At 69.9% G+C, this 23,599-nt stretch carries 19 protein-coding genes and 8 pseudogenes; 10 read left to right on the plus strand and 17 right to left on the minus strand.

The features are described 5' to 3' along the window. Nucleotides 1–54: 54 nt before the first annotated feature. The 5 genes and pseudogenes from ACFWU6_RS27390 to ACFWU6_RS27410 all read right to left on the minus strand — a co-directional run bounded on the left by ACFWU6_RS27390 (nt 55) and on the right by ACFWU6_RS27410 (nt 6,487). The gene (locus ACFWU6_RS27390; protein WP_383811774.1) at nt 55–2,004 is read right to left on the minus strand and encodes a substrate-binding domain-containing protein; all 1,950 of its coding nucleotides are present in this window, start codon (nt 2,002–2,004) and stop codon (nt 55–57) included. Then, nucleotides 1,994–3,514 (minus strand): sugar ABC transporter ATP-binding protein, encoded by a 1,521-nt coding sequence (locus tag ACFWU6_RS27395; protein WP_383811777.1) that lies wholly within the window; start codon nt 3,512–3,514, stop codon nt 1,994–1,996. The genes ACFWU6_RS27390 and ACFWU6_RS27395 overlap by 11 nt, the downstream gene beginning before the upstream one ends. Next, the gene (locus ACFWU6_RS27400) at nt 3,511–4,527 is read right to left on the minus strand and encodes a LacI family DNA-binding transcriptional regulator (RefSeq protein ID WP_383811780.1); all 1,017 of its coding nucleotides are present in this window, start codon (nt 4,525–4,527) and stop codon (nt 3,511–3,513) included. Before ACFWU6_RS27400 ends, ACFWU6_RS27395 begins: the two co-directional genes overlap by 4 nt. 494 nt (nt 4,528–5,021) lie before the next feature. Continuing rightward, entirely contained in the window at nt 5,022–5,642 is a 621-nt protein-coding gene (locus tag ACFWU6_RS27405; RefSeq protein ID WP_383983580.1) for a zinc-binding alcohol dehydrogenase family protein, read from the minus strand. A 38-nt stretch (nt 5,643–5,680) separates the two neighbouring features. Continuing rightward, nucleotides 5,681–6,487: pseudogene (locus ACFWU6_RS27410) on the minus strand (IS5 family transposase). A gap of 287 nt (nt 6,488–6,774) precedes the next feature. Here ACFWU6_RS27410 and ACFWU6_RS27415 point away from each other — a divergent pair. Then, complete coding sequence (locus tag ACFWU6_RS27415) at nt 6,775–7,431, plus strand: hypothetical protein (protein ID WP_383983582.1); 657 nt, start codon at nt 6,775–6,777, stop codon at nt 7,429–7,431. Between the two features lie 69 nt (nt 7,432–7,500). Here ACFWU6_RS27415 and ACFWU6_RS27420 read toward each other — a convergent pair. From ACFWU6_RS27420 to ACFWU6_RS27435, 4 genes and pseudogenes are all read right to left on the minus strand, one after another. Next, nucleotides 7,501–7,657 (minus strand): annotated as a pseudogene (locus tag ACFWU6_RS27420) (IS630 family transposase); the annotation flags it as partial. 342 nt (nt 7,658–7,999) lie between these two features. Then, on the minus strand, nt 8,000–8,218 hold the full coding sequence (locus ACFWU6_RS27425; protein WP_383811789.1) for a hypothetical protein: 219 nt from the start codon (nt 8,216–8,218) through the stop codon (nt 8,000–8,002). Between the two features lie 275 nt (nt 8,219–8,493). Then, nucleotides 8,494–8,679 (minus strand): annotated as a pseudogene (locus tag ACFWU6_RS27430) (GYD domain-containing protein); the annotation flags it as partial. A 905-nt stretch (nt 8,680–9,584) separates the two neighbouring features. Beyond that, nucleotides 9,585–10,109: a hypothetical protein gene (locus tag ACFWU6_RS27435; protein ID WP_383807053.1), complete on the minus strand. Its 525-nt coding sequence runs from the start codon at nt 10,107–10,109 to the stop codon at nt 9,585–9,587. Between the two features lie 447 nt (nt 10,110–10,556). On the opposite strand from ACFWU6_RS27435, the gene ACFWU6_RS27440 reads away from it, so the two are divergent. The 3 genes and pseudogenes from ACFWU6_RS27440 to ACFWU6_RS27450 form a co-directional block, all read left to right on the plus strand. Next, nucleotides 10,557–11,876 carry a helix-turn-helix domain-containing protein gene (locus ACFWU6_RS27440; protein ID WP_383983601.1) on the plus strand — a complete coding sequence of 440 codons (1,320 nt, stop codon included), beginning with the start codon at nt 10,557–10,559 and terminating at the stop codon, nt 11,874–11,876. 113 nt (nt 11,877–11,989) lie between these two features. After that, a pseudogene (locus tag ACFWU6_RS27445) lies at nt 11,990–12,190 on the plus strand (DUF6368 family protein); the annotation flags it as partial. A 151-nt stretch (nt 12,191–12,341) separates the two neighbouring features. Beyond that, nucleotides 12,342–12,503: pseudogene (locus tag ACFWU6_RS27450) on the plus strand (DUF6368 family protein); the annotation flags it as partial. A gap of 176 nt (nt 12,504–12,679) precedes the next feature. On the opposite strand, the gene ACFWU6_RS27455 reads toward ACFWU6_RS27450, so the two are convergent. The 6 genes and pseudogenes from ACFWU6_RS27455 to ACFWU6_RS27480 all read right to left on the minus strand — a co-directional run. Then, complete coding sequence (locus ACFWU6_RS27455; protein ID WP_383807058.1) at nt 12,680–12,892, minus strand: hypothetical protein; 213 nt, start codon at nt 12,890–12,892, stop codon at nt 12,680–12,682. Nucleotides 12,893–13,086: 194 nt separating this feature from the next. Further along, the gene (locus tag ACFWU6_RS27460; RefSeq protein WP_383983584.1) at nt 13,087–13,893 is read right to left on the minus strand and encodes a hypothetical protein; all 807 of its coding nucleotides are present in this window, start codon (nt 13,891–13,893) and stop codon (nt 13,087–13,089) included. Nucleotides 13,894–14,041: 148 nt separating this feature from the next. Further along, nucleotides 14,042–14,293 (minus strand): annotated as a pseudogene (locus tag ACFWU6_RS27465) (hypothetical protein); the annotation flags it as partial. Between the two features lie 377 nt (nt 14,294–14,670). Further along, the gene (locus tag ACFWU6_RS27470) at nt 14,671–15,573 is read right to left on the minus strand and encodes an MBL fold metallo-hydrolase (RefSeq protein WP_383983586.1); all 903 of its coding nucleotides are present in this window, start codon (nt 15,571–15,573) and stop codon (nt 14,671–14,673) included. Between the two features lie 51 nt (nt 15,574–15,624). Continuing rightward, complete coding sequence (locus tag ACFWU6_RS27475; protein WP_383983588.1) at nt 15,625–16,083, minus strand: hypothetical protein; 459 nt, start codon at nt 16,081–16,083, stop codon at nt 15,625–15,627. Nucleotides 16,084–16,285: 202 nt separating this feature from the next. Then, nucleotides 16,286–16,729 (minus strand): annotated as a pseudogene (locus ACFWU6_RS27480) (MFS transporter); the annotation flags it as partial. Between the two features lie 128 nt (nt 16,730–16,857). Here ACFWU6_RS27480 and ACFWU6_RS27485 point away from each other — a divergent pair. The 3 genes from ACFWU6_RS27485 to ACFWU6_RS27495 all read left to right on the plus strand — a co-directional run bounded on the left by ACFWU6_RS27485 (nt 16,858) and on the right by ACFWU6_RS27495 (nt 19,193). Continuing rightward, nucleotides 16,858–17,067: a hypothetical protein gene (locus ACFWU6_RS27485; protein WP_383983590.1), complete on the plus strand. Its 210-nt coding sequence runs from the start codon at nt 16,858–16,860 to the stop codon at nt 17,065–17,067. Beyond that, nucleotides 17,054–18,445: an amidase gene (locus ACFWU6_RS27490; RefSeq protein WP_383807038.1), complete on the plus strand. Its 1,392-nt coding sequence runs from the start codon at nt 17,054–17,056 to the stop codon at nt 18,443–18,445. Before ACFWU6_RS27485 ends, ACFWU6_RS27490 begins: the two co-directional genes overlap by 14 nt. Nucleotides 18,446–18,599: 154 nt before the next feature. Continuing rightward, the gene (locus ACFWU6_RS27495) at nt 18,600–19,193 is read left to right on the plus strand and encodes a TetR/AcrR family transcriptional regulator (protein ID WP_383807035.1); all 594 of its coding nucleotides are present in this window, start codon (nt 18,600–18,602) and stop codon (nt 19,191–19,193) included. Nucleotides 19,194–19,555: 362 nt separating this feature from the next. On the opposite strand, the pseudogene ACFWU6_RS27500 reads toward ACFWU6_RS27495, so the two are convergent. Continuing rightward, a pseudogene (locus ACFWU6_RS27500) lies at nt 19,556–20,646 on the minus strand (IS630 family transposase). Nucleotides 20,647–20,793: 147 nt separating this feature from the next. Further along, nucleotides 20,794–21,381, minus strand: a complete 588-nt coding sequence (locus tag ACFWU6_RS27505) for a hypothetical protein (RefSeq protein ID WP_383807032.1) — start codon at nt 21,379–21,381, stop codon at nt 20,794–20,796. Nucleotides 21,382–21,747: 366 nt separating this feature from the next. Here ACFWU6_RS27505 and ACFWU6_RS27510 point away from each other — a divergent pair, with 366 nt between their 5' ends. Genes ACFWU6_RS27510 through ACFWU6_RS27520 form a run of 3 tightly spaced genes read left to right on the plus strand, consistent with a single transcriptional unit; the run spans nt 21,748 to nt 23,581 of the window. Then, nucleotides 21,748–22,494 (plus strand): hypothetical protein, encoded by a 747-nt coding sequence (locus ACFWU6_RS27510; protein ID WP_383983592.1) that lies wholly within the window; start codon nt 21,748–21,750, stop codon nt 22,492–22,494. A gap of 2 nt (nt 22,495–22,496) precedes the next feature. Then, on the plus strand, nt 22,497–22,934 hold the full coding sequence (locus tag ACFWU6_RS27515) for a phage holin family protein (protein ID WP_383807026.1): 438 nt from the start codon (nt 22,497–22,499) through the stop codon (nt 22,932–22,934). Further along, nucleotides 22,910–23,581, plus strand: a complete 672-nt coding sequence (locus ACFWU6_RS27520; RefSeq protein WP_383807024.1) for a DUF3618 domain-containing protein — start codon at nt 22,910–22,912, stop codon at nt 23,579–23,581. The genes ACFWU6_RS27515 and ACFWU6_RS27520 overlap by 25 nt, the downstream gene beginning before the upstream one ends. The last annotated feature ends 18 nt before the right edge of the window (nt 23,582–23,599 follow it).

Below are 23,599 nucleotides of genomic sequence, written 5' to 3' on the forward strand. Positions count from 1 at the left end.
ACATGGCCGCGCTGTCCCACCGGTGGTGGACGACCGCCCGGCCGTTGCCCGATGTCAGCCGCTGAAGCCGGCGACGTTCTCCTTCGTGACCACCTTCACCGGCACCTTCACCGTCTCCTCGACTTTCTCGCCCTGGAGCGCCTTTAGGGCGTTGTCCACCGCCATCCTGCCGAGCTGCGACGGCTGCTGTGCCACGGACGCGTACAGCGTGCCGCCCGCGACGGCCTTGAGTCCGTCCGGCGTGCCGTCGAAGCCGACCACCGAGACCGACGTGCCGGCCCTGGAGCCCAGCGCCTTGACCGCGCCTAGGGCCATCTCGTCGTTCGCGGCGATGACGCCCTGGACGTCCGGGTGGGCCTGGAGCAGGTTCGACATCACGTCGAGGCCCTTGGTGCGGTCGAAGTCGGCGGGCTGCTGGGCCACGACCTGGATGCCGGGGTAGGCCTTGAGGCCGTTGGCGAAGCCCTGGGCGCGCTCGCGGGCGGCGGAGGTGCCGGCCTGGCCCTGCAGAATCACGATCTTGCCCGTGCCGCCCAGCTTGTCGGCGATGGTTTTAGCGGCGAGTTCACCGCCGGCGACGTTGTCGGAGGCGACCAGCGTGTCAACCGGAGCCTTGTTGACGCCACGGTCCACCGCGATGACCGGGATCTTCGCCTTGTTGGCCACGTTCACCGAGTTGCTGGCCGCGTCCGAGTCCACCGGGTTGACGATGATCGCGCCGAGGCCGGCACTGGTGAAGTTCTGCAGCTGGTTTGCCTGTTGGGACGCGTCGTTCTGGGCATCCGTGACGGTCAGGTCTACGCCCCGCTTCTTCGCCTCGGCTTGGGCGCCCGCCTGGATCTGCACAAAGAAGGGGTTGTTGAGGGTTGACAGCGACAGGCCTATTTTCGGGCTGCTTGTGGCGGAGGAGCCGTTGTGCAGGAAGGACGTGGCACCGACGATCGCGACGGTGACCACGGCCGCGAGCGCGTACGTCGCCGCCTGCCTGCCCTTGTCGCCACCGGTGCCCGCCGCGACCGGCGCCGCCCCGGCCTTGCGGCGAGCGGTGTCGAGCAGCACCGCCAGCGCGATGACGACACCGATGACGACCTGCTGCCAGAACGCGGAGACGTTCATCAGGTTCAGCCCGTTGCGCAGCACGGCCAGGATCAGCGCGCCGATCAGTGTGCCGGACGCCTTGCCCGTGCCACCCGCGAGGGAGGCGCCGCCGATGACGACCGCGGCGATCGCGTCCAGCTCGTATCCGTCAGCGGCCTGCGGCTGCGCGGAGGACAACCGGGCCGCGAGCACGACACCGGCGACGGCGGCGAAGACGCCGGAGAAGGCATAGATGGCAAGTTTCTGCTTCTTCACGCGCAGGCCGGACAGCCGCGCAGCCTCCTCGTTGCCGCCGATCGCGTACATCGAGCGGCCGATGTACGTCCGGCCGAGGACGAAGGCGGCGATCAGGCCCATGACGACCATCACCAGCACCGGCACCGGCAGCCAGCCGCCGAGCACGTTCCCGAGGTGGGAGACCGAGTCGGGGAACGCGATGGGGGAGCCCCCGGAGATGACCAGGGACAGGCCGCGGGCCACGGACAGCATGGCCAATGTGGCGATGAACGGCGGCAGCTTGCCGTAGGAGATCAGGATGCCGTTGACCAGTCCGCAGACGATTCCCGTCGCTATGGCGAGGAGTACGGCGAGGAAGACCGGAACACCCGCCGAGGTGGCGCTCCAGGCGAGGACCGTGGCCGACAGTGCGGCGACCGAGCCGACCGACAGGTCGATGCCCGCCGAGACGATCACAAAGGTCACGCCGAAGGCGAGGATGGCGGTCACGGCCGCCTGGACGCCGACGTTGAGCAGGTTGTCCGCCGTCAGGAAGTCACCGGACAGTGCCGACATCCCGATAAAGAGAACGATGAGCGCGGTGAGCGCGCCGTTGTCGAGCAAGAGGCGTCGCAGGCCTGCGGAGGCGCCACCCGCGCCTATCGTGCTCTTGAGCGTGTCAGTGGCCACGGGAGGCCTCCGTTCCGGTCGAAGGAGTGCTGACGGCGAGTGCCATCACGGTGTCCTGGGTCGCCTCGTGGGCGGAGAGTTCACCGGCGATCCGGCCCTGGGCCATCACCAGCACCCGGTCGCTCATGCCGAGCACCTCGGGAAGATCGCTGGAGATCATCAGGACGGCCGCGCCGGCGGCGGTGAGTTCGTTGACGAGGTGGTAGATCTCGACCTTGGCGCCGACATCGATGCCGCGCGTCGGCTCGTCGAGGATCAGTACTTTGGTGTCGGCGAGCAGCCACTTGCCGATGACGACCTTCTGCTGGTTGCCGCCGGAGAGTGTCCGCACGTGCTGGCCGAGTCCGGCCATCCGCACGCCGAGTTGCTCGGCGATCCGCCCGGCGGCCGTGCGCTGGCCCTTGAGGTCGACGAGTCCCGCCCGCGTGGCCGACCGCAGCGTCACCAGACCGAGGTTCTCCTCGACGGACGCGTCCAGCACCAGGCCCTGTCCCTTGCGGTCCTCCGGGATGAGCCCGATGCCGGCGGTCATCGCCGCGTTGACGTCGTACTTGGCGATCGGGGTGCCGGCGACCTTCACGGTGCCCTGGTCGTACGGGTCGGCCCCGAAGACCGCCCGTACGACCTCCGTACGGCCGGCTCCGACGAGCCCCGCGATGCCGACGACCTCGCCGGCGTGCACCTCGAAGCTAACGTCGTGGAAGACACCGTCCTGGGTGAGCCCCTCGACGGACAGCAACGCAGCTCCGCGGTCGCCCCGTTCGCGCGGGTACTGCTGCTCGATCGAGCGCCCCACCATGAGCCGTACAAGCTCGTCCTCGGGCGTGGAGGCCGGGACCTGCCCGACGCTCCGGCCGTCGCGGATGACGGTCACCCGGTCGCCCAAGGCGGCGATCTCCTCCAGGTGGTGCGTGATGAAGACGATCCCGACGCCGTCCTCGCGCAACCTGCGCACGATCGCGAAGAGCTTCTCGACCTCCTCAGAGGTGAGCACGGCCGTCGGCTCGTCCATGATCAGCACGCGCGCGTCCAGGCTGAGCGCCTTGGCGATCTCGACCATCTGCAGGCGTGCGATGCCGAGCTCACTCACCCGCGCGCGGGGCGACACGTTCACGCCCACCCGTGCGAGGAGGACCTTGGCGTCCGCCTCCATCCTCTTCCGGTCGATCATGCCGAAGCGGCGCGGCTGGCGCCCCAGGAAGATGTTCTCGGCGACCGTCAGGTCAGGCACGAGGTTGAACTCCTGGTAGATGGTGGCGATCCCGAGCCGCTCGGAGTCCTGCGCACCCTGGATGCGTGTCTCCTCACCCCCGGCCAGGATGCGCCCGGCGTCGGGGGTGTAGGCGCCGGAGAGCATCTTGATCAGGGTGCTCTTGCCCGCGCCGTTCTCACCAAGCAGCACATGCACCTCGCCCCGGCGAAGGTCGAAGTCGACGCCGTCCAGCGCCACCACGCCCGGGAACGTTTTGCGTATGCCCTCGATGCGCAACAACTCGTCCGCGTTGCTCACGACTGGCTCCTGTTCGTTACGAGGTTCTCGCCGCAGGAGCGGCGTACGACGAGGCGGGCGGGGAGGGTGACGGACTCGCCGGGCCGTCCCTCGATGCGGTCGACCAGGGCCCGTACGGCGGCCCGGCCCAGCTCGCCCGTCGGCTGGGCGATCGCGGTGATCGGCGGATCGGTGTGCACGAACCACGGGATGTCGTCGAACGCGGCCAGCGCGAGGTCGTCCGGCACGCGCCGGCCACGGGCACGCAGCGCGTCCAGCGCGCCTAGCGCCATCAGGTTGTCGGCCGCGAACAGGACCTCGGGCGGCTCGGCCAGGGCCAGGAACCCCTCGGTGACCCGCCGGCCGCTCGCGGCCTGGAAGTCGCCCTGCCCTATGTAGGTGTCGGGCAGTTCGAGCCCGTACGCGCCGAGCGCCTCCCGGAAGGCCTCGACGCGCTCCCGGCCGGTCGTGGTCGCCGCCGGGCCCGCGATGATCGCGAGCCGTCGGTGCCCGAGCCCGTGCAGATGCGCCACGAGGTCCCGTACGGCGGCCCGCCCGTCAGCCCGGACGACTGGCACGTCCACGCCCGGGATCCACCGGTCAACGAACACCATGGGCGTCCCGGCCCGGGCGGCATCCAGTATCAGCGGCGAGCCGCCGTCCGTCGGGGAGATGAGCAGGCCGTCGATCCGGCGGTCCAGGAGGTTGCGTACGTGATGGTCCTGGAGCTCGGGCCGCTCGTCGGCGTTGCCGATGATGACGCTGTAGCCGAACGCGCGGGCCTCCTCCTCGACGGAGCGGGCCAGTGCGGTGAAGTACGGGTTCAGTACGTCGCTGATGACCAGGCCGAGGGTGTAGGTCTGGTCGGTGCGCAGGGAGCGGGCGACGGCGTTCGGGCGGTAGCCCAGGGTCTCGACGGCGGCCAGCACGCGGGTGCGTGCGTCGGCGCTGACCGACGGATGGTCGTTCAGCACGCGCGAGACCGTGGCGACGGAAACGCCCGCCTTGGCTGCGACGTCCTTGATGCTTGCCACCGCCGCTCCACCTCCTTGTGGTTCAGTCGTGCGAGTACCGGGTGGGCACTCGTGGAATCGATTACATCGACGGGTGCATGGAATCGATTCCACGCATGCAAAACAAGACCCCCGGGACACCTCTTGACCGGATCGTGATCTCGCGGGGCGCGGGCCGGCGGACCACGCCGGCCATAGCCGCCCGCGATCGGCGTGATGTGCAGCAGGTCGCCCCTGCCGGCCGTCGACTCCGCGTTCTTGCTCCCTACGCGGATGCGATGCGGCGGTGGTGACGGCGGGCACGTTCGGTGGCCCACGCGGGAGCCCACCAGGTTCTTCACCGCCACTGAGCCCGCCTCGCGGCCTCGACGGTCCGGAAAGGTGACACCGTGGAAACCGGCCTCCGCACCCCCACGTACCCGGCTGCCTGCCAGGTGTAGGGCGCGGAGGCCGGGGGGTGGGCCAAACACTGGTGTGGCGAGCGGGCCTCCGGTTTCAGGAACCGCGGCGAAGGCTCAGCGCGAGGTGTCGAGCACCAGCTTGCCGACCGTCCTGCGTGCGGGGAGGTCTTCGTGGGCTCTAGCCCCTTCCGCGAGTGGGTAGACGCGACCGACCCGGGGTGAGAGGCGTCCGTCCTCGACCATCTCCAGCAGCTCGGACAAGTGATCCTGGTACATGCCGGGGCGGCCGGTCGCGTGCATCAGCCAGAAGCCGACGGCCGCCCGGGACCGGCCCATCAGCTGAGCGGCATGGACCGGCTCCGGCGCCTGCCGGCCGGCCATGCCGTAGGTGACGAGCCGGCCGAAGGGCGCGAGGGCGGCGAGGGACTCCTCGAAGACCCGGCCGCCGGCCATCTCAAGGACTACGTCGACCTTGCGGCCCCCGCTGGCCTCCGCCAGCCGATCCTTCAGACCCTCCGCGTCGGCGTCGACCGCAACGTCCGCGCCCAAGGCGAGGGCGAGGTCGCGTTTCTCCTGCGTCGATGCGGTGGCGATGACACGTCCGGCCCCGAACGTCTTGGCGAGCTGGACGGCGGTTGAGCCGGTGCCCCCGGCGCCGGCGTGCACTACGACCGATTCGCCCGGGGCGACGCGTCCGCTCGTGCGGAGCAGGTGCCAGGCGGTGAGGCCCTTCATCCCGTCGTTTCATCCCGGATTGCCGGGATGGGGTTAGTTCAGGCTCCGCGCCAGCTGGGGGTGGATTCGGCGGTGAGTCTGCGGGTCATGAGGTTGATCATCGCGAGGTGGATCATGGCTTCGGAGCGGTGTGGGTAGGCTTCGGAGTCGCGGGCCAAGCGGCGGTGGTTCGTCAGCCATCCCAGCGTGCGTTCGACGGTCCAGCGACGGGGCAGGACGGTGAATCCCCTGGTGGTGGGGTCGCGGCGGACGACGTGCATGTCGATGCCGAGGGTGGCGGCGTGCTCGACGAGGTGCTGGCGGTAGCCGCCGTCCACCCAGGTCTTGCGGACGGTGGGGTGCTCGATGGCCAGGGTCGATGAGGGCCTGGCCGGCGATCGAGTCCTGCACGCTCGCCGCGGTGACCACGACGGCCAGGAGGAGTCCGCCGGTGTCGATGACGATGCTCCGCTTACGGCCGACGATCTTCTTGCCTGCGTCGATGCCTTGTTCACGGGCCGGCACGTTGGTGGAGGTCTTGATGCTCTGTGCGTCGATGACGCAGGCGGTCGGTCCTCCTCCCGGCCCTCTTGCCTGCGGACTTGGCGGCGGAGGAGACTGTTTCGCTGATCGAAGACTCCTTCCTCCTGCCAGCGCGCGAAGTACGCGTAGACCGTGTTCCAGTGCGGGTAGTCGTGCTGCAGACAGCGCCAGGGGATCCCGGTCCGGTTGGCGTAGAGGACCGGGTTCAGGAGGCTGCGCAGGTCGTGGTCGGGCGGCCGGCCGATGTCCAGTCCACGACCGCGGCGCTCGGATCGCCACGCGGTCAGGACTGGCTCGACCCACTCCCACCGAGCATCGGACAGATCGCTCGGATAGCGGCGGGGTGTTCAGGCATGGTCTGAACTACCCACCTGCCCCAGGCGCGCGGACCGGCGCCCGAAGCACACGGCGCGAAGCCCGGCATCTTGGGACCAAACAGAAGCAGCCAGGCCAACACGGCGCCGGAATCGCGACTCGTGCACCACCACTCACAGCGACCTCAGCGGCCCCAGACGAAGTGAAGCCCAAACCAAAAGACAACCGCGCAAACTTGGGCTAAACACCCCTTTTAAGGAGGGATGGCTCCCTCCGGTCGCGGTACGGTCCTTCCATGTCCCGATCAGCCGATATTGCCCTCTCTCAGCCCCCCGTCACCGCGGACGACCTCGACCTTGCCGTGCAACTCGCCGTGACAGTCCTTCGCGAGGCGCCCCCAGCCGCGTGGGAAGGCAAGGCCGGTTCGCTGGAATGGGACTGCTGGGAAACCGTTGAGCACCTCAGCGACGACCTCTTCGCCTACGCTGCGCAACTGGGCCCCAAAACACCGCCCTTGAATGGCGAGGTTCCCTTCGTGTGGGAGAGCCGACGTCCCGGCGGCCCAGCGAACGCCATTCACGCGAACCGTAAGGCGGGGCCCGTCGGCCTGCTGCAGGTCCTAGAAGCGAGCGGCGCGCTGCTGGTCGCCATGGTGCGCACGACGCCTTCGCAGACCCGCGCTCACCACGTCTTCGGCGTCTCGGACCCCGAGGGTTTTGCCGCGATGGGGATCGTGGAGACCCTGGTGCACACGCACGACCTGGCACAAGGGCTCGGTCTCGCGTGGAGCCCGCCTGCCGATCTGTGCTCTCGGGTGCTCGCTCGGCTGTTTCCGGACGCACCGTCGTCCACGGATCCCTGGCCCACCCTCTTGTGGGCCACCGGACGCGCCGAACTATTTGGACACCCCCGTCTCACCACATGGCGGTGGGACGGCGCACCCCGGGCATAGGCTCAGGCGTCTCCGCCGCAAAGGAGAAGTTCGCTCGGGAGTGCCTGGTCAGGCTGCTGCTGAGATCGGTCAGCCCCAGCGGATGCCTTCTCGCTTCGGATGCGGGCACGTTCCTACGCTCGGCGGCCAGGACGTCACGGCGGCGGGCGTTGGCGTTGCGCCAGCGCAGGTAGACGTGCAAGGCCCGGGTCTGCACGGTGTGGTTGGAGTTGGAGTTGGAGTTGGTGCCAGGCGGCATCCACGCCCAAAACACCCCACCCACGGCATCCGACCGGCACCGCACACGCCCCGCCCCATGGCGAGCCCGGCCTGCTGCCGGTGAGCGGGGACCACCGGCTTCGACGAGGACCTGGCCGGGTCTTACCTGATTGCCGGGGCGCGCAGATCTGCCGCCGAATCCGCTCGGGGGCGGGCGATGAACGCCCGACACTCCGCGCGAAGTTCTCCACACGGACAGGGTCTGCGCGCCGCGTCAACGAGGCTGGGTCAGTCCACTACCGAGGAGCAGACCGTCGGCACGAGCGTCTCGGGTCACGGTAGCGAGCCGACGACTTTGGGTCGTACGTGCTCAGTAGCCGCTGCTGCCGTAGACCCGCTGGCCATCGTACGTGCCGCCCTGGCAGTACCAGTAGCCACTGCTGTGCTTTGCCGGGTTTCCGCCAGCGTACTTGCAGTCTGCCCAGGACACCTGGGGTGCGGCCGCCTCGGCCGCGAAGGACGCAGTGACGCTCATTCCTGCGAAGGCCAGGGTTGCGAGGGTCAGGCCGAGCAGTCGTCGAACGCGCATGGCTTACTCCTCTCGAGGTTAGCCCGTTTGGGTCTTCCCAGAATGACTGCTCGACGTGTCCGCGGCACGCGCGGTTACTCCAATCGGGTGACCCTGAGGGGGGCCTTGACCTGCTGAAGGCCCGACATTCGAACGCGACCCCTGTTCATGATCTTACGCTTCGACAACCTTGATCATCAGGGGTCCCGTTCGTTTGCCAGCCGGCAGATCCCGCGAAGGGCCGCACCTGCGCGAACCGCTCATCTCGTCACCCGAGAACGCATTGGCCTGGACCGCTACGCGCCCGGCGCCCGGTACTGGACTCGTTCGGCTTTACGCAGGGCATCCATGGTTTCATCGACGGTCAGGAGAACTGTCGTCTCGAACGAGCTAAGCGCGCCGCCTCCACCAAACGCCAGAGCAACCGCGGCCATGGACACGTTGTCGGGGGCCTCCCACAGGCTGTAGCCGTCGTGCCGGCCGAAGGCGTACCAGAAGCCATGGAGCTTCCCGCCGACCGACTCGTGCGGCCTTTGCGCGGTCCTCGGGGTGGACGATCAGCCTCGCCCAAGTTCCCGGTGTGTAGCTGAACCTCTATAGGTAGAGCGGCATCAAGTCTCCCTTTCGTTCCGCCAAGGAATGGCCCGGCGAGGCAGGAAACGCGCCGATGCGGCCCACGTATCCCCCGACGACAGCGGTGCCGCAGGAGGCGATAGCGGTAGTGATGTCCACAACAGCATCGTGAACGCTTGCAGGGCTTGATCGGTAGGCGCCGCTCGCAGGCAGCCGCCGGCTCGAAACCAATCCTCGCAAGCGTCCCGTCAGCGCCCTCCATCACCGCTGGCACGCGCTTAAAGGGCCGTGGGTGCACGGCGTATCGACTGCCGTATATCAGTGACCGGTGCGGCTCGCATGCCTCGCGTCCCGCGAACGCCCTCAGTCGGCTCATTGCGTTCCTCAGCGCGCTGCAGGAGGAATTGGGCGGCGCCGGACCCGTTTTCGGGGAGGGCGTGGTTCGCTACCGAGGGCAGGAGTTCGACGAGATCCGAAAGTGGATGGAACCAGGCCCGAAACCGACGGCCCCACCTCAGGGGCCGCGCCCGTGGAGCAAGCATCTGCCGACCACCACGGCACGGTTCGCGGCCCATTCCCAGCGATGCGATCACCCTATTGAGGTGGGCCAGGCGATCGTGCGTATTGGGTGCACGCGGCGTGCCCCAAAGACACCGGGAAGGCATCTGGTGCCCCAAGTGAGACGTTCACCTCGGTGGACTACTGATCCCTCGCCCGGGGGGCCCGGGCGCACCCGGTACGCGTCCGGGCCGGGCGCCGAACCCTTCGCCCCCCCTCACTCGCACGTCCGGGCCCGGGGCGGAGCGGCCCGCCGTCAGCGGCTGCTCGTAGTCCCGATGTCGCTGATGTGGTTGTACCGCTCCATCAGCACGAAGAGCTTGGTCTTCTGCGTCGTCTCCCCGCTGCCGTAGGTCAGGGTGACGATGACCTCACGGCCGTGACCCACGGTCCCGTTGTCGGTCACCGTCCACTGCGCGGGGACGTTCTGGGCGCGCAGGACGCCGTCCACCCCGTTCTCCTCCTCCCAGGCCGCCAACCGCCCGGCGAAGTCGGGCGTCAAGTAGTGCTCGCGGAGCGCCGTGGCCAGCGTGGCGTCCGGGTCGGCGTAGTCGCCCTTCGCGTCGATGTACGCGCCGTAGAAGTCGGCGACCCGGGTCACCGCCTGGCCGGGCGTGCCGCTGACCGGCCGCGGCGCGGCGGTGGACGCCTTCGCGGAGGAAGGGACGGACGCCTGTGCCGACGCCTGTGCCGACAGACCCAGTCCGACAGCCAGGACGAGGCCGGTGGCGACCGCCGCGCGGCGGTGCGAACGACGGTGTGCGAGGGACTTCCTGTTCATGTGCGTCTTCCTCTTCTGGTTGGTGTGCGGTTGTTCTCGGCCGGTTCCGGCTCTCGTGCCGAAGCGGCCGACCGACGTGTCGCCACCTCGTCACCCTCCGTTGCGGCACAGGACGGCACGACTGCCCGATCGGACAGGAGTGCGGGTGTCCTGACCGGTGCCGCGACGAGTACGGCAACCGGCATGGTGAGCGTGGGTGACGACGCATCAAGCGCGGTGGCCGTGGAAGCAACCGTCAGCGCCTGTGTGTCGGGTGTCGCCCCGCCGCCGGTTGGTGGCCCGGCCCTGGTCGGTGCGACACCAAGAGCATGGGCGGTCACCGCAGGCCGGCGCAACGACTGCCACCCTTTCGGCGACGATGGAACCATCCCAGCCCATCTGACGTGCAGGGATATGAGTGCCCGGGATGCAGGCTGGGCGGGCGAACGACGGAGTGTAACGGTGCCGATGCGGGACGATGTCGAGGAGTTCGCGGCGCTGCTGCGCGAACTGAAGGACCGCACGGACCGGAGCTACGGCTCCCTGGCCCGCCGCCTCAACATGAACACCTCCACGCTGCACCGGTACTGCGCGGGCGAGACGGTGCCGCAGGACTTCGCGTCCGTGGAACGGCTCGCGGCCTTCTGCGGGGCGAGTCCGCAGGAGCGGCTCGAGCTGCACCGGCTGTGGCTGTCGGCGGTGGCGGCTCGGCAGCGGGTGCGTACGGCCGATACGGCGGAGGCGACTGGTCCGGACCAGGACACGGACACGGACACGGACGGGAGCCTCGTCGAGGCGCGCAGCTCCGCGGAGCAGCTCGGGGACGATCCCGGCCCGGACGAGGCCGCCCCCTCCCCCACCCCCCGCCCGTGGTACCGCCACCGACGAGTCCTGGCGTCCACCACGGTCGCCTGCGCGCTGCTCGCGACTCTGTGCGGCACGTTCGCCCTGTCGCACGGCCGCTCCTCCGAAGCGGACGCCGCACGCCCCGCGGGCCGGCGGACGACCGCCCCCGACACACGCCACCGCTCGGCGAACCCGTCGGCCGTCACCTCCCCCTCCCCGTCCCGGAACTCCGCGTCGCCCGGCGACCGGCAGAAGGCTCCCGCCCCATCCGCCACCCGCGGCGGTTCCACGTCGGCCGCGAAGCCGGACACCGGCCTGCCCCTCACCTGGAGCACCGACTCCCTGGTCTGGGACAAGGGCTGCGACCACGACTACGTCGTCGACAGGCCGCCCGCACAGGTGCCTCCGCCGCCGGTGCAACAGGACGCCGGTGTGTGGGCGGCGACGCAGGACGCGGTGCACGGGCGGCAGACGAGGGTGCGGATCTCGCTGCAGGGGCGGTCGTCCACGGCTGTGGTTCTGGAGGCGCTCCGCGTTCGCATCGTCAGCCGCGGCAACCCGGTCGCGGGCAGCGCGTACGCCATGGACCAAGGCTGCGGCAGCGACCTCACGCCCCGCCGCTTCACGGTGGATCTGGACATCGATCGCCCCATCGCCAGTCCGAGGGACGGCGCCGACAGTGCGCACACCTTGCCGGCCGTGCAGTTCCCGTACCGCGTCTCCGCCGAGGACCCGGAGGTGCTGCTGGTCGCCGCGACGACACAAACCTACGACGCCCGCTGGTACCTCGAACTCGACTGGTCCTCCCAGGGCCGCACCGGCACCATCCGTATCGACGACAACGGCCGCCCCTTCCACACCACCAGCATCAAGGGGATGCCGCACTACTGGTACGGCACGAACGACGCGGGCGAGCGCGCCTGGGTCCCCTACGACAGCTAGTGCTCTGACCGCATAGGTTCGCCGGGTTGGCGGCGTCGGTCCTCGGACCGGCTGGATTCGGTGTGGGAACAAAATTGAGCGGTCGCGGAGCCGATCAAAGCTAGGCTCCCAGCATGTCTGGTCCGACGTTGGTGATCGAGTTGGCGGAGCCGCTCTCCCCGGCTGCGCTGCGGGAGTTCCGCGTGCTGATTTCGGGGCTCTCCTCCCACTTCGACGAGAAGCGGCCCAGGTTCTTCGATGTCAATGTGCCCGCAGAGCGACTGGGCGTCGAGGACAGGCGAGGGGAGGACTGGCGAAAGCCGTTCCCGCTTCCACTCCTCGGCAACGCCACCGCGGACGAGGAGCTCACGGTCCTGGTGGGATTCAATCCGCAGCGCGAGGGACTGGCGTCGGCCCTTCCTGGTCTACTTGATGCGGCCCGGTGCCGGCGACGAGAGCACCTTCGAGGCTTAGCACGCGGACGAGCCCGAGGTGGAGATCGTCCTCGGCTTCAGACCGACCCATGCCGTCAATGTCAGCGCCTGCTGCAGTCGCGAGATCGACCACGTGACCACGGCCCTGCTGACCGCCGCTGTCATGGACGTCATCGGAGGCGTGGCCAAAGCCGAGCTGGATGCCCGACACTCCCCCACCGGCCGATGCTCGCCGGAGTGGAGTCCACTCCCACCCGATGGACATCGCGATGGGCTCCACCCACTCGGTGGACTCCACTCCCACCGGTGGCCGCCACGGTGGGCTCCACTCTCCACTCGGGTGCATCGGCCCGCCCAGACGCCGGATGCGGTGGAGTCCACCGTGCCCGCTCATCCCCGGCGACGGCGCGACCGGGCGGGGCCCCACGCGGAAGGCCGGCCACCGGGGTACTGCCTTGTGCGGGAGCGGTGTCGGATGGGCGGCGGCTTCGGCGCGGGGTGCAGCGCCGCGCGCAGCCGGCTCGCGTCGGCGAGCTCCGCCAGGCGCTCCAGCCGCTCCGGCGAGATGTACGTCGGGATCGGGTTGACCATCGTGGCCTCCATGCTTCGGCGATCACTCCCCCGCACCCTCGCCGACCCCGGACGCCTCCAGGTCGTAAGCCGCGGCCGCGTCCCGACTGCTGGCGCGGCGGCCTCGCTGTCTGTTCCGCAGGACGGTCCCGGTCCTGCGGCGCGACTGGTGACCCGAAGGAGTACACGATGACGTCCCACGGACACCTGGTCCGTGGGACGTTCCCTCAGCGGGGACCCGCTCCCCTGCCCTGGTCCGGCTGCGCCGTGGGGTGCCGCTGCTGCTGGCCGCCCGCGTCGGCGGCCGGGGCATGCTTGGCCTGAGTCGCCTGCTTCGTCTGGTCGGCCTGCTCTTCGACCGTGCGGCCACGGGCTTCGGACGCGTGGGTGATCGCGGCGATCCGGGCGAGGTTCTGCGGTGAGGTCACCCACGTCGCCGGGTCCGTCGTGCGGCCCTCCAGGTACTCCTGCGGCATCGCGGCCTGCTGGTGGACGTGGATGGCGGCGGCTCGCTGCGCCGGAGTCAGGGCGGCGTCCCGGCCGGGGTGGTCGACGGCGTGCGGCGCGGCCTGGTCGTGGTCGTGGTCGTGGTCGGGTGGTACGGCCGACGCGGTAGCGGCCGACGCGGTCTGCGCTTCGTCGCGTACGGCGGGCGGCGCGGTGAGGACGGCGCGGATCGCGTTCTGCAGGGTGAGGCTGGCGACCCGGGCTCGCTCGTACCGGCTCGACTCCCGGGGCGGCTTCCCATCGTTGCCTACGATCCACCAGCGGGTGGGCCAGGCGAAGTCGGCGGTATAGGTGAGCTGATCCGGGGCCGGGGCCCGCCGGCCCTTCTGGGGCACGGTGAGCTGACGGCCGTAGCGCTCCAGGGCCCGATTGGCGATGTAGCTGTCGATTCGGGGCGGGAGCGCGCGGCCCCGCAGGGTCTCCAGCAGGTGCCGACGCGCTTCGGCCAGGACGTGCCGGCGGGCGAAGACGTTGCGCACGGTGAAGACGACCGCGGCGACGTCGACGGCGGCGAGCGCGGTGTCCACCCGTGGCCCCACCCAGGCCCGCCGCCCCGGCCGCCTGGCACCGCTGAAGCAGCCCGTCGACCATCCGCTGCCCGAACTTCAGGAGCGCGGAGACGCGCCACCACGCGAGCAGCTGATCCAGCGGACGCGGGGGCTTCTTGTCCGGGCGGGTCTCCTGCGCCGCCCACCACGCCAGACCGTGGCGGGCGCGCTCGCTGGGCAGCCGGCCGTGCTTCTGGATGTAGTCGTCGGTGATGCCCTCCAGGACGTTCTCGATCCGTCGGCGGCGGGTGGCCGACCAGTCGATGAGTTCCTGGTCGACCCCGGCTATCTCCATCACGGGGCGCAGGCCCGGCGTCACCTCCCGGGGCACCGTCGCCAGCCCGAGCTCCTCGCACACCTCTACAGCGGAACGGGACATCCCGATTGCGCCTACATACGCGCTGGACACGGTCCGCCTGTACCAGCACGTCGTGGCGGCCGGGACGCTCTACACCCTCCAGATGACGACCGTGGTCTGCAGGTTTTCTGTATGTCTCATTCAGGGGACACCTCTCGCTGTCTCACGATCTTGTCCCTTCGAGGCTGCAGGTCAGCGTCGGCCGATTCGATCCCCGCCAGATACGACTGCAGCGCGGGAAACCCATCGACTCGAGCCGGCTATCCCCCGTACGTAGACGCCCTTCGCGTACTTGTCCCTGGCGTGTTCGACCTCGGCGGCGAATTCGAGAGGAGCGGCCCTGGTGGGGTCCGAGGGGCGGCCATACCTGCGGTGACCGGGGCGGCGTGGCAACGGCATCAGGAAGCGGGGACGGGCTCCAATCGGTAGGCGTCCCCGTGGGCGATCACGCGGCCGGCGGTGGGCGGTGCGAAGTGGGTGCCGAGGAGGAGGGTGTCCGTGCCGGCGAGGGAGCGGAGCAGCTTGCGACGGGTGGCCTCGGACTGCCGCGGGTCGATGTCGACGCAGGAGCCGATGACGGGGTGGGCGAGCTGGACGGGGTGGTGGACGCAGTCGCCGGAGATCAGTGCCGTCTCACCCTGGGTGGTCAGTTCCACGGCGACGTGGCCGGGGGTGTGGCCGGGTGTCGGGATCAAGCGCAGGCCGGGGGCGATCTCGGCCCCCTCGTGCGGGACGTCGACCGTGCTCAGCAGACCCGCCTGTTCGACCGGGATCACGGAGTCGCGGAACATCTGTTCGCGAGGCTCCTCCATGTCGTACGTGGCCCAGAACTCCCGCTCGGTGCGGGAGGTGAGGTAGCGGGCGTTGGGGAAGGCGGGGACCCATTCGCCGTTCACCTGCCGTGTGTTCCAGCCGACGTGATCGGCGTGCAGGTGGGTGAGGATCACCAGGTCGACGGAGTCCGGGGGGAAACCGGCGCCGGTGAGGTGCTCCAGGAAGTCGGTCCGCAGGTCGTGCCAGGCCGGGTTGGCACGCTCCTTGCCGTTGCCGATGCCGGTGTCGACGAGAACGCGCAGCCCGTTCACGACGAACGCGAAGCTGTGGCTGTCGATGTGCAGAATCCCGTCCTGGCCGGCGAAGTGGGGGTGCAGCCAGTCCTGGGCGGTCACCACCTCAGGGGTGGCGTCGGGCAGCAGCCAGGGTCCGGTCGCGGGCGGCAGGGCGACTTCGTCGATGCGGTGGACTGTGACGCCGCCCACGGCCCAGGAGGGGATGGGAGTGGTGCCGGGGGAGGTGTGCATGGTGTGTCGTTTCCTTTGGTTCTCTTCGGCGGAAGCGGTCGGTTGTTCTCTTCAGTGGGAGCGGTCGGCTTCGGGGCGGGCCGCCCCGTGTCGTGACGCGGTGAGTGCCGCCAGGGCCGCCAGAGCGAGGAGAGCGGCGGTGATGGCGTAGGCGTGTGAGGTGGCCCCCAGCCCGTAGTGCTGGGTGGCGGCGCCCGCGGCGACGGCGGGCAGGCTCATGGAGAGGTAGCTGAGGATGTAGTAGGCGGCCAGTGTCGCGGCGCGGTCCCGCTCGTCGAGCGAGGCGAGGAGCATACGCAGCGCCCCCTGGGAAACGGCGCCGAAGGCGATGCCGGCCAGTACCGCGCCGCCGTAGACCGCGGGCAGCCCGGCGCCGTGCAGACCGCTCAGGGTCAGGGCCGCGGCGGGCAGGACGGACAGGCAGCCGCCGATCGCCGTGGCGCGGGGCGGCCTGCGCCGCAGCGCCCATACGGTGAGCGCGGCGGTGGCACTGAAAATGAAAAAGACCATGCCACGGGCTGCTTGCGGGGCGTCGGGGGCCACCAGGCCTACGAGGGCCGGGCCGAGGGAGGAGTAGAAGCCGCCCAGCGCCCAGACGGTGCCGACAGCGGCGCCCGCGGCCAGCAGGGTGCGGCGGACCGGGGGCGGAGACGAGCACGCCGGTGGCCATACCGGCGACCGGGGTGACGGTGTTGGCCAGGGCGGACCGGCCCGGGCGCCGGGGGTTCTCCAGGTCGAGGAGCGCCGCGCCCGCGGCGCTGGTGGCCGCGCCGGTGGCCGCTCCTTGCAGGACCCGGGCGATGGTCAGGGAGCCCGCGCCGTCCGCTGAGGCCAGGAGGACCATGGAGGCGGCCGCCATGAGCAGGGCGCCTGCCAGGACGGGGCGTCGCCCCAGGTGGTCGGAGAGCGCTCCGGTGGTGAGCAGGGCCAGCAGCAGGGCCAGGGCGTACGCGCTGAAGACCACGGTGACGGCGAGCGCGGAGAGGCCCCACTGGTCCTGGTAGAGCGGGTAGAGCGGGGTCGGAGCGCTGGACGCGGCCAGGAGGGCCGCGAGTATCGACACGTCGAGGGCGAAGGAAGCCGTGCGCCTCTTCGTACGGGCGCGGGCGGCCCGATGGGCGACGTGCGCGGGTGCGTCGGACATGACGCCGGGCATGGGACTCCTTCCGTAAATGCAATGAATTTGCGTTAACCCGACAGTAGGACCTATGGTCGAGTTAAAGCAAACTGTTGGCTTTTAGTGCGGGGGGCTTCGTTGCCACGCCCCCTGATCAGGAGAAACCCGTGCCCTCCGTTGAACTCACGCCGCCCGAGGCCGCCCGCTGGGCCGCCCGTGCCGGACTTCCGCTGCCCGATGACCGCCACGCCGCAGTCGCCGCCACCGCCAACCACATCCACTCCGTCGTCTCGGTCCTGCGTGACCTGGACTTCGGGGACACCCCGCCCGCCGGCGCCTACCGCGCCGGAAAGGAGAAACACGATGCAGCCGTATGAGCTGACCCTCGCCGACGCCGCGCAGCAGATCCGGGCCCGCCGGCTGTCCCCCGTCGAGCTGGTGGACTCGGTCCTCGAACGCATCGACCAGGTGGACCCGCACGTCGAGGCGTACGTCGCGGTCACTGCTGAGCAGGCCCGCGGCGCGGCGCGGGAGGCCGAGCAGGAAGCGGCCCGCGGCATGTTCCGGGGCTCGCCGCACGGCGTCCCGGCCGGGCTCAAGGACCTGATCGACGTCGCCGGTTCGCCCACCAGCGCCAGTTCCCGGGTCCGGGCCGGCCACCGCGCCGCCGCCGACAGCACGGTCGCCGCCCGGCTGCGGGCCGCAGGCTCCGTCCTGGTCGGCAAGACCCACACCCACGAGTTCGCCTACGGCCTGACCACCCCGCAGACCGCCAACGCCTGGGACCGCGGCCGGGTCGCGGGAGGCTCCAGCGGCGGGTCCGCCGTCGCGGTGGCGGCTGGGGCGGCGATCTTCGCCCTCGGCACCGACACCGGCGGGTCGATCCGGGTTCCCGCCGCGCTGAACGGGGTCGTCGGCCTCAAGCCGACCTACGGGCTGGTGCCGCGCCACGGCGTCACATCGCTGTCCTGGTCGCTGGACCACGTCGGCCCGGTCACCCGCACCGTCGAGGACGCGGCCCTGGTCCTGAACGTCCTCGCCGGGCACGACCCGCGTGACCCCGCCTCGCTGGACGCCCCCGCCGTCGACCACCGGCCGGAACGGGAGCCGGACCTGGCGGGCGTGCGCGTCGGGGTACCGCGCAACTACTACTTCGACCATGTCGACGCGGAGGTGGAGACCGCCGTCCGCCGGGGCATCGCGCAGTTGGAGACGCTCGGCGCCCATCTCGTCGAGATCGACATCCCGATGAGCCGGTACATCCAGGCCACGCAGTGGGGGCTGATGGTTCCGGAAGCCACCGCCTACCACGAGGGCACACTGCGTACCGTCCCCGAGCTGTACCGGGCGGACGTCCGCATCCTCCTGGAGGCCGGTGAGCTGATGGGCGCGGGCGACTATCTGCGTGCCCAGCGCTCCCGGACGCTCATGCAGGAAGAATGGGCCCGCATTCTGGAGAAGGTCGACGTGATCGCCGCCCCGGCGGTCCCGATGACCGCGGTGAAGACCGGCCAGGAGAGCGTCACCTGGTCCGACGGCTCGACCGAGGCCGTCTCCGACGCCTACGTGCGTCTGTCCTCCCCAGCCAACATCACCGGAGTGCCCGCCCTGTCCGTCCCGGTGGGCCACGACACGGCAGGCATGCCGATCGGCATGCAGCTGCTCGGGCGACCCTTCGGCGAGCGGCAGCTGCTGCGAGTGGGCCACGCCTACGAGCGGACGCAACCCGCCCGATCGCTCGCGCCGGCCGCCTGAGAGCGGCCTGCGGGGCGGGCAGTTCCGGACCGGCCCCTATGCCGTTCGGCTCCGGTCGGGATCAGGACCGGGTGCCCGCAGCGAGGGGGCCCTGGTGCGCCGTCGAGCCAGCACGCTCCTCCTAAACGCAAGAACTGTGCTTTAAGGTGGAGTCATGAGTCGTAAGCCGATGATGCGCCCCGGCGGGCGCAGTGCACGGGTCCAGGCTTCGGTGCACACCGCTGTCCGCGACATCCTGTCGGAGCGGGGCCGCGACGCGGTGACCGTCCCGCTGGTCGCCCAGCGCGCCGGAGTCACCCCCTCGACGATCTACCGCCGCTGGGGCGACCTTCAGGAGCTGCTGTCCGACGTCGCGGTGGAGCGCCTGCGGCCCGACACTGCGCCGGAGGACCACGGTGACCTGCTGTCCGACCTGACGGCCTGGGCCGAACAGTTCCTTGACGAGATGTCGTCCCCCTCCGGCCGCGCCTACATCCGTGACGCTCTGCTCGGCGACCCGGACGGCAGCTACGCCGGTCAGTGCTCAGCCTACGCGGCCGAACAGGTCGACGTCATGCTCGCCCGCGCGATCGGCCGCGAGGAGAACACTCCCGACGTCGAGACGGCGATGGACCGCGTGGTCGCCCCCATGATGTACCGCATCCTCTTCCGCCCGGCCGGACTCGACGCCGCGTACGCCCGTCGGCTCGTGACCGAGCTCCTCGACGGCTCCCGAAGAACGCGTCCGCGAGCACCCAGAACCGGCTGAGCATCCCCATGAGCCGGCTCTCGCTGCGAACGAGGTCGGCCAGATCGAGAGAACGGGCAAGCTCGCGTCGAATCCGGCTGGGTATCTCCGGCGGGCAGGCCTCAGCCCACAGCACGTCTTCGATCCCAAGCCTCTGCGCCGTACTCGCATAGCCGTTGGCCAAGAGGAGCTGCGCAACGGTGTGGAGGTCGCTGTCGGGGACCTGGGCGTAGCTCCGCTCGACCCGCTCGCTCTTCGTCCCGTCATCCGAATTGGGCGGCATGCCCACCTTCTCGAAGGCCTCGTTGAGCGTGGCGTGCGTGTTCGAGCCGAGATGAGAGGCGACGTCGCCGACCAGCTGTCGAAGAGTTGAGCGATCCCTGCTAGTGACCTGAGTCAGAGATTCGGTGGCAGTAGCCGGCGACTTTGTCGAGGATCTCGTCGGCTGTCTTCGTCCAGACGAAGGGCCTGGGCTGGTCGTTCCAGTCGGTCAGCCAGGCCCGGATGTCGCGTTCGAGGGCCTGGACGGAGCGGTGGACTCCACGCTTGAGCTTCTTCTGTGTGAGCTCGGCGAACCACCGCTCGACCAGGTTCAGCCAGGACGCGCTTGTGGGCGTGAAGTGCAGGTGAAAGCGCGGGTGCGCCAGCAGCCACTTCTTCACGTCGGGCGTCTTGTGGGTCGCGTGGTTGTCCAGGATCAGATGGACCTGGAGACCGGCCGGGACTTCCTTGTCGAGCTTGGCCAGGAACTTCTTGAACTCGATGGCCCGGTGCCGTCGGTGCAGTGAGCCGATCACCTTCCCGGTCGCGACTTCAAGGGTTGCGAAGAGGGTGGTGGTGCCGGCGCGGATGTAGTCGTGGCTGCGGCGCTCTGGAACACCGGGCATCATCGGCAGGACCGGTTGGGACCGGTCCAGAGCTGGATCTGCGACTTCTCGTCCACGCAGAGGACCAGGGCCTTCTCCGGCGGGTCGAGGTAGAGACCGACGACGTCGCGGACCTTGTCAATGAAGAACGGGTCCGTCGACAGTTTGAAGGTCTGTGAGCGGTGCGGGGCGAGCGCGAACGCCCGCCAGATCCTCGAGACCGTCGACTGCGACATCCCCGTCGCCGCGGCCATCGACCTCGTCGACCAGTGGGTCGCGTTCTTCGGTTTCTCCTCGAGTGTCCTGACGATCACTCGCTCCACATCGGCATCGGTGATCTTCCGTGGCACACCCGGCCGGGGATCGTCACACAGGCCGTCCAAGCCGTGCTCCAGGGAGCGCCGCCGCCAGGTGCGGACCGTGTCCGGAGCGATCCGCAGCCGACGGGACACCTCCATGATCGAGCGGCCGTCTGCGCACTCCAGCACGATCCGCGACCGCTGAGCCAACGCCTGAGCCGTCGAACGACGACGTGACCAGCCCTCCAGCACAGCACGCTGGGCATCGGTCACCGACAACGGCGGAATCTTCGGACCAGGACGACTCATACCGAACTAACGACACCGACCTGCGGTAATAGTGTCGGCCCTGTCAGCTGTCTGCCGGCAGCAGCTTCTTGATCGCCGCGACGGCGGTCTGCGGTTCGTCGGCGTGGCAGCGGACCGTATGAACCTCCGCGCGCCGCCCTAACAGGCTTACGGTGGTGACGGTTGGGTCAGCTGGTCGGCGACGAACCGCTCGGCGTGCTCACGGCGCAGCACGGTGGGGTCGTGCCTGGCGTCGGCGGCGTCGGCTTGAAGGAAGACGCCCAGTTCGACGGCGGCGCGGCGCATCTGTTCGAATGGGCCTCTGGTGCGGGGGCACTGCGGGGAACGGAGCCACTCGGCGAGATGCTCCCAGAGCAGGTCGCGGAGCCACCGCTGCGGAACGGCGGTGATGTCGAAGTTGCTCTGGGCGTTCTTGAAGCGTCGTCCGAAGTGATCGGTCTCCAAGAAGCCGGCGTCCTTCGTGTCTGAAGGGCTGTAGTAGACGCAGCGCAGACTGTTGCCACCTGCCCAGATGATCTTGCGGACTTCGGAGTTCATCTGCTTACGGGACAGGTCTTTGTAGCCCTCGTCGTGCAGGTCCATCAGGGACGTAATGCCGCCTCGTCGGCAATGCCTGACGAGATTCCTGATGCCGTTGGTGGTCCACTCGGAGTGCTGTGCCGACTGGGCATGGGTGTGCAGGCCCCACTGGATCTCGGCCTTTAGCAGAGCTGGCAGGCCGTGGAGGTTAAGCATCCCAGGCTGCGTGACGGGCTCCGTGGTGGCGCACCAGCTATGGAACGCCTACTCGTCACCGTAGGTCACAGGGAGCGGCTTGCCGTCTTTGAGGGGGCGCGGGAGTTCTGTGACCGGGCTGCTCCCGGGCGGTTGTCGATGTTGTACCGGTTCAGATGTTGGAGGCACAGCCCTAATGATGTGCAGGCCAGGAACGGGCATCGTGCGTTGCACAGGCCGTACTCTGTGCTCTCACCCGCTTCTCTCGCGCTCTCACCCGCTTCGAGGTACGGAACCGCAATGAATGCCGCGAGCCGTGGGTGATGGGCCCAAAGAGGGGCAAGCGCTTGGTAAACGGTCATTCGATCGATTTCACCAGGAGGAGCCTTGAGTGACTTCCAGGACTCGAGCCGCCGGCACGAAAGCAAGCCGACGGCGGTAGCACACACCGTTCAGGACAAGGCCGCCGAGGGCGCCGCGCTGGTCGGCGACAAGGCCGCCGACGTGGGCGGTACGGCCAAGGAGCAGGCGGCCCATGTCGTCGGCGAGGCCACCGCGCAGGCCCGGGACCTCGTGGGGGAACTGCGCACCCAGCTGACGGGGCAGGCCGAAACCCAGAGCCGGCGCCTGGCGGAGACCGTACGCCGCCTCTCGCAGGAGCTGCGGGAGCTGGGCGACAACGGCAAGCCCGACTCCACCATGGCGGACGTGGCCCGTCAGATAGCCGGTGGCGGCGACCAGATCGCCGACCGCATGGAGAAGCGGGGACCGGACGGTCTGGTCAGCGACCTGCAGGCGTTCGCCCGTCGCCGTCCCGGCGTCTTCCTGGCCGGCGCGGCCCTGGCGGGCTTCGTCGCCGCACGCGTCGGCAAGGGCGTCAGCGCCGCCCCGGAGAGCGCCGGAGCCCCCACGGGGGGCGCCGCCCCGGCAGCCCCGCCGCCCGCAACCGGTGCACCCGGTCCCGCAGGACTGACCCCTCCCGGGCGGAGCGGGCTCCCCGGAGGCTACGAGGACCCCCTCGACACGTACGGCCAGTCACAGCCGCCGCACGTGACGCCGACCCCGCCGGCGTATCCGCCGACGAGCTCTCCGACGTACGGCGGCCCGCCGCGGCATCCCGGGGAAGGGGTCTGATCGTGGCCCTCTCTTCGCACGAGCGGCCCACGGCACCCGCCGCGCCCCCGTCCCCAGGAGCCGTCGAGCCGTCGATCGGCGATCTCATCGGCGAGATCGGCCAGGACCTGTCCCGGCTCGTGCGTGACGAGATCGAGCTGGCGAAGGCGGAGATCAAGCAGGAGTCCGCCAAGGCCGGCAAAGCCGTCGGGATGCTCGGCGGCGCCGGCTACGCCGGGCACGTGGCGCTGCTGTTCGCCAGCCTCACCGTCGTCTTCGCCCTGGCCAATGTCATGGACATCGCCTGGGCCGCCCTGATCGTCACCGCCCTGTGGGCCGTGGTGGGGGCGGTGTTGTACTCGATGGGCCGCAAGCGGCTGCGTGCCGTCAACCTCAAGCCCGAACAGACCGTGGAGACCCTGAAGGAGGACGCCCGATGGGCACGACACCCGATGAACTGAGGAGCGACGCGGAGTACCGCCGCGCGCACCTGGCCCGCAACGTGGACCTGCTGGCGGACAGGGTCACCCCCGGCAAGGTCGCCCGCCGCAAGGCGGACTCGATCCGGCGTCAGGTCAGCGGAGTGAAGGAGCGTGTGATGGGTACGGCGCAGGATGCGGCGCACGGGACCTCCGGGACCCTGCACCAGGCCACGGACAGCATCACGGAAACGGCCCGGGAGGCCGGCGGCACCGTCCAGGAGGCGCTGCAGCAGGCCCCCGCACAGGTCAAGCGGCACACCCAGGGCAGCCCCCTGGCCGCCGGACTGATGGCATTCGGCGCCGGGATGCTCGCGGCGGCCCTCCTGCCGACCACCGACGTGGAGGAGCGGGCGGGACGGCAGCTGCGCGAGCACTCCGACGAGCTGATCGAACCCGTCCGGCAGACCGCCGTCCAGGCCGCCCAGGAAGTCAGGGAAGAACTGAAGGAGCCGGCCGCCCACGCGGTGGAGTCGGTGAGGAGCACCGCTCAGGAAGCTGTCTCGGCCACCACGGAGCACGCCCAGAACGCCGGTCAGCAGACCGCGGACGGGCTGCGCGAGGTCGGGCACGACACCGCCGACGAGGTACGCGGCAACTCGGGCGGTCAGCGGCCGCCCGCCCCGTAGCGGAACGGGCGCGGGCCA

The organism is Streptomyces sp. NPDC058674 (genome assembly GCF_042716505.1).
Taxonomy (GTDB): Bacteria; Actinomycetota; Actinomycetes; order Streptomycetales; family Streptomycetaceae; genus Streptomyces.

What these genes read in the sequence shown, in the direction of transcription:
- ACFWU6_RS27405 (WP_383983580.1), bottom strand. Translation starts at nt 5,642, where the DNA reads ATGAAGGGCCTCACCGCCTGGCACCTGCTCCGCACGAGCGGACGCGTC.
- ACFWU6_RS27415 (WP_383983582.1), top strand. Translation starts at nt 6,775, where the DNA reads ATGTCCCGATCAGCCGATATTGCCCTCTCTCAGCCCCCCGTCACCGCG.
- ACFWU6_RS27425 (WP_383811789.1), bottom strand. Translation starts at nt 8,218, where the DNA reads ATGCGCGTTCGACGACTGCTCGGCCTGACCCTCGCAACCCTGGCCTTC.
- ACFWU6_RS27435 (WP_383807053.1), bottom strand. Translation starts at nt 10,109, where the DNA reads ATGAACAGGAAGTCCCTCGCACACCGTCGTTCGCACCGCCGCGCGGCG.
- ACFWU6_RS27440 (WP_383983601.1), top strand. Translation starts at nt 10,557, where the DNA reads ATGCGGGACGATGTCGAGGAGTTCGCGGCGCTGCTGCGCGAACTGAAG.
- ACFWU6_RS27455 (WP_383807058.1), bottom strand. Translation starts at nt 12,892, where the DNA reads ATGGAGGCCACGATGGTCAACCCGATCCCGACGTACATCTCGCCGGAG.
- ACFWU6_RS27470 (WP_383983586.1), bottom strand. Translation starts at nt 15,573, where the DNA reads ATGCACACCTCCCCCGGCACCACTCCCATCCCCTCCTGGGCCGTGGGC.
- ACFWU6_RS27475 (WP_383983588.1), bottom strand. Translation starts at nt 16,083, where the DNA reads ATGGTCTTTTTCATTTTCAGTGCCACCGCCGCGCTCACCGTATGGGCG.
- ACFWU6_RS27490 (WP_383807038.1), top strand. Translation starts at nt 17,054, where the DNA reads ATGCAGCCGTATGAGCTGACCCTCGCCGACGCCGCGCAGCAGATCCGG.
- ACFWU6_RS27495 (WP_383807035.1), top strand. Translation starts at nt 18,600, where the DNA reads ATGAGTCGTAAGCCGATGATGCGCCCCGGCGGGCGCAGTGCACGGGTC.
- ACFWU6_RS27505 (WP_383807032.1), bottom strand. Translation starts at nt 21,381, where the DNA reads ATGCTTAACCTCCACGGCCTGCCAGCTCTGCTAAAGGCCGAGATCCAG.
- ACFWU6_RS27520 (WP_383807024.1), top strand. Translation starts at nt 22,910, where the DNA reads ATGGGCACGACACCCGATGAACTGAGGAGCGACGCGGAGTACCGCCGC.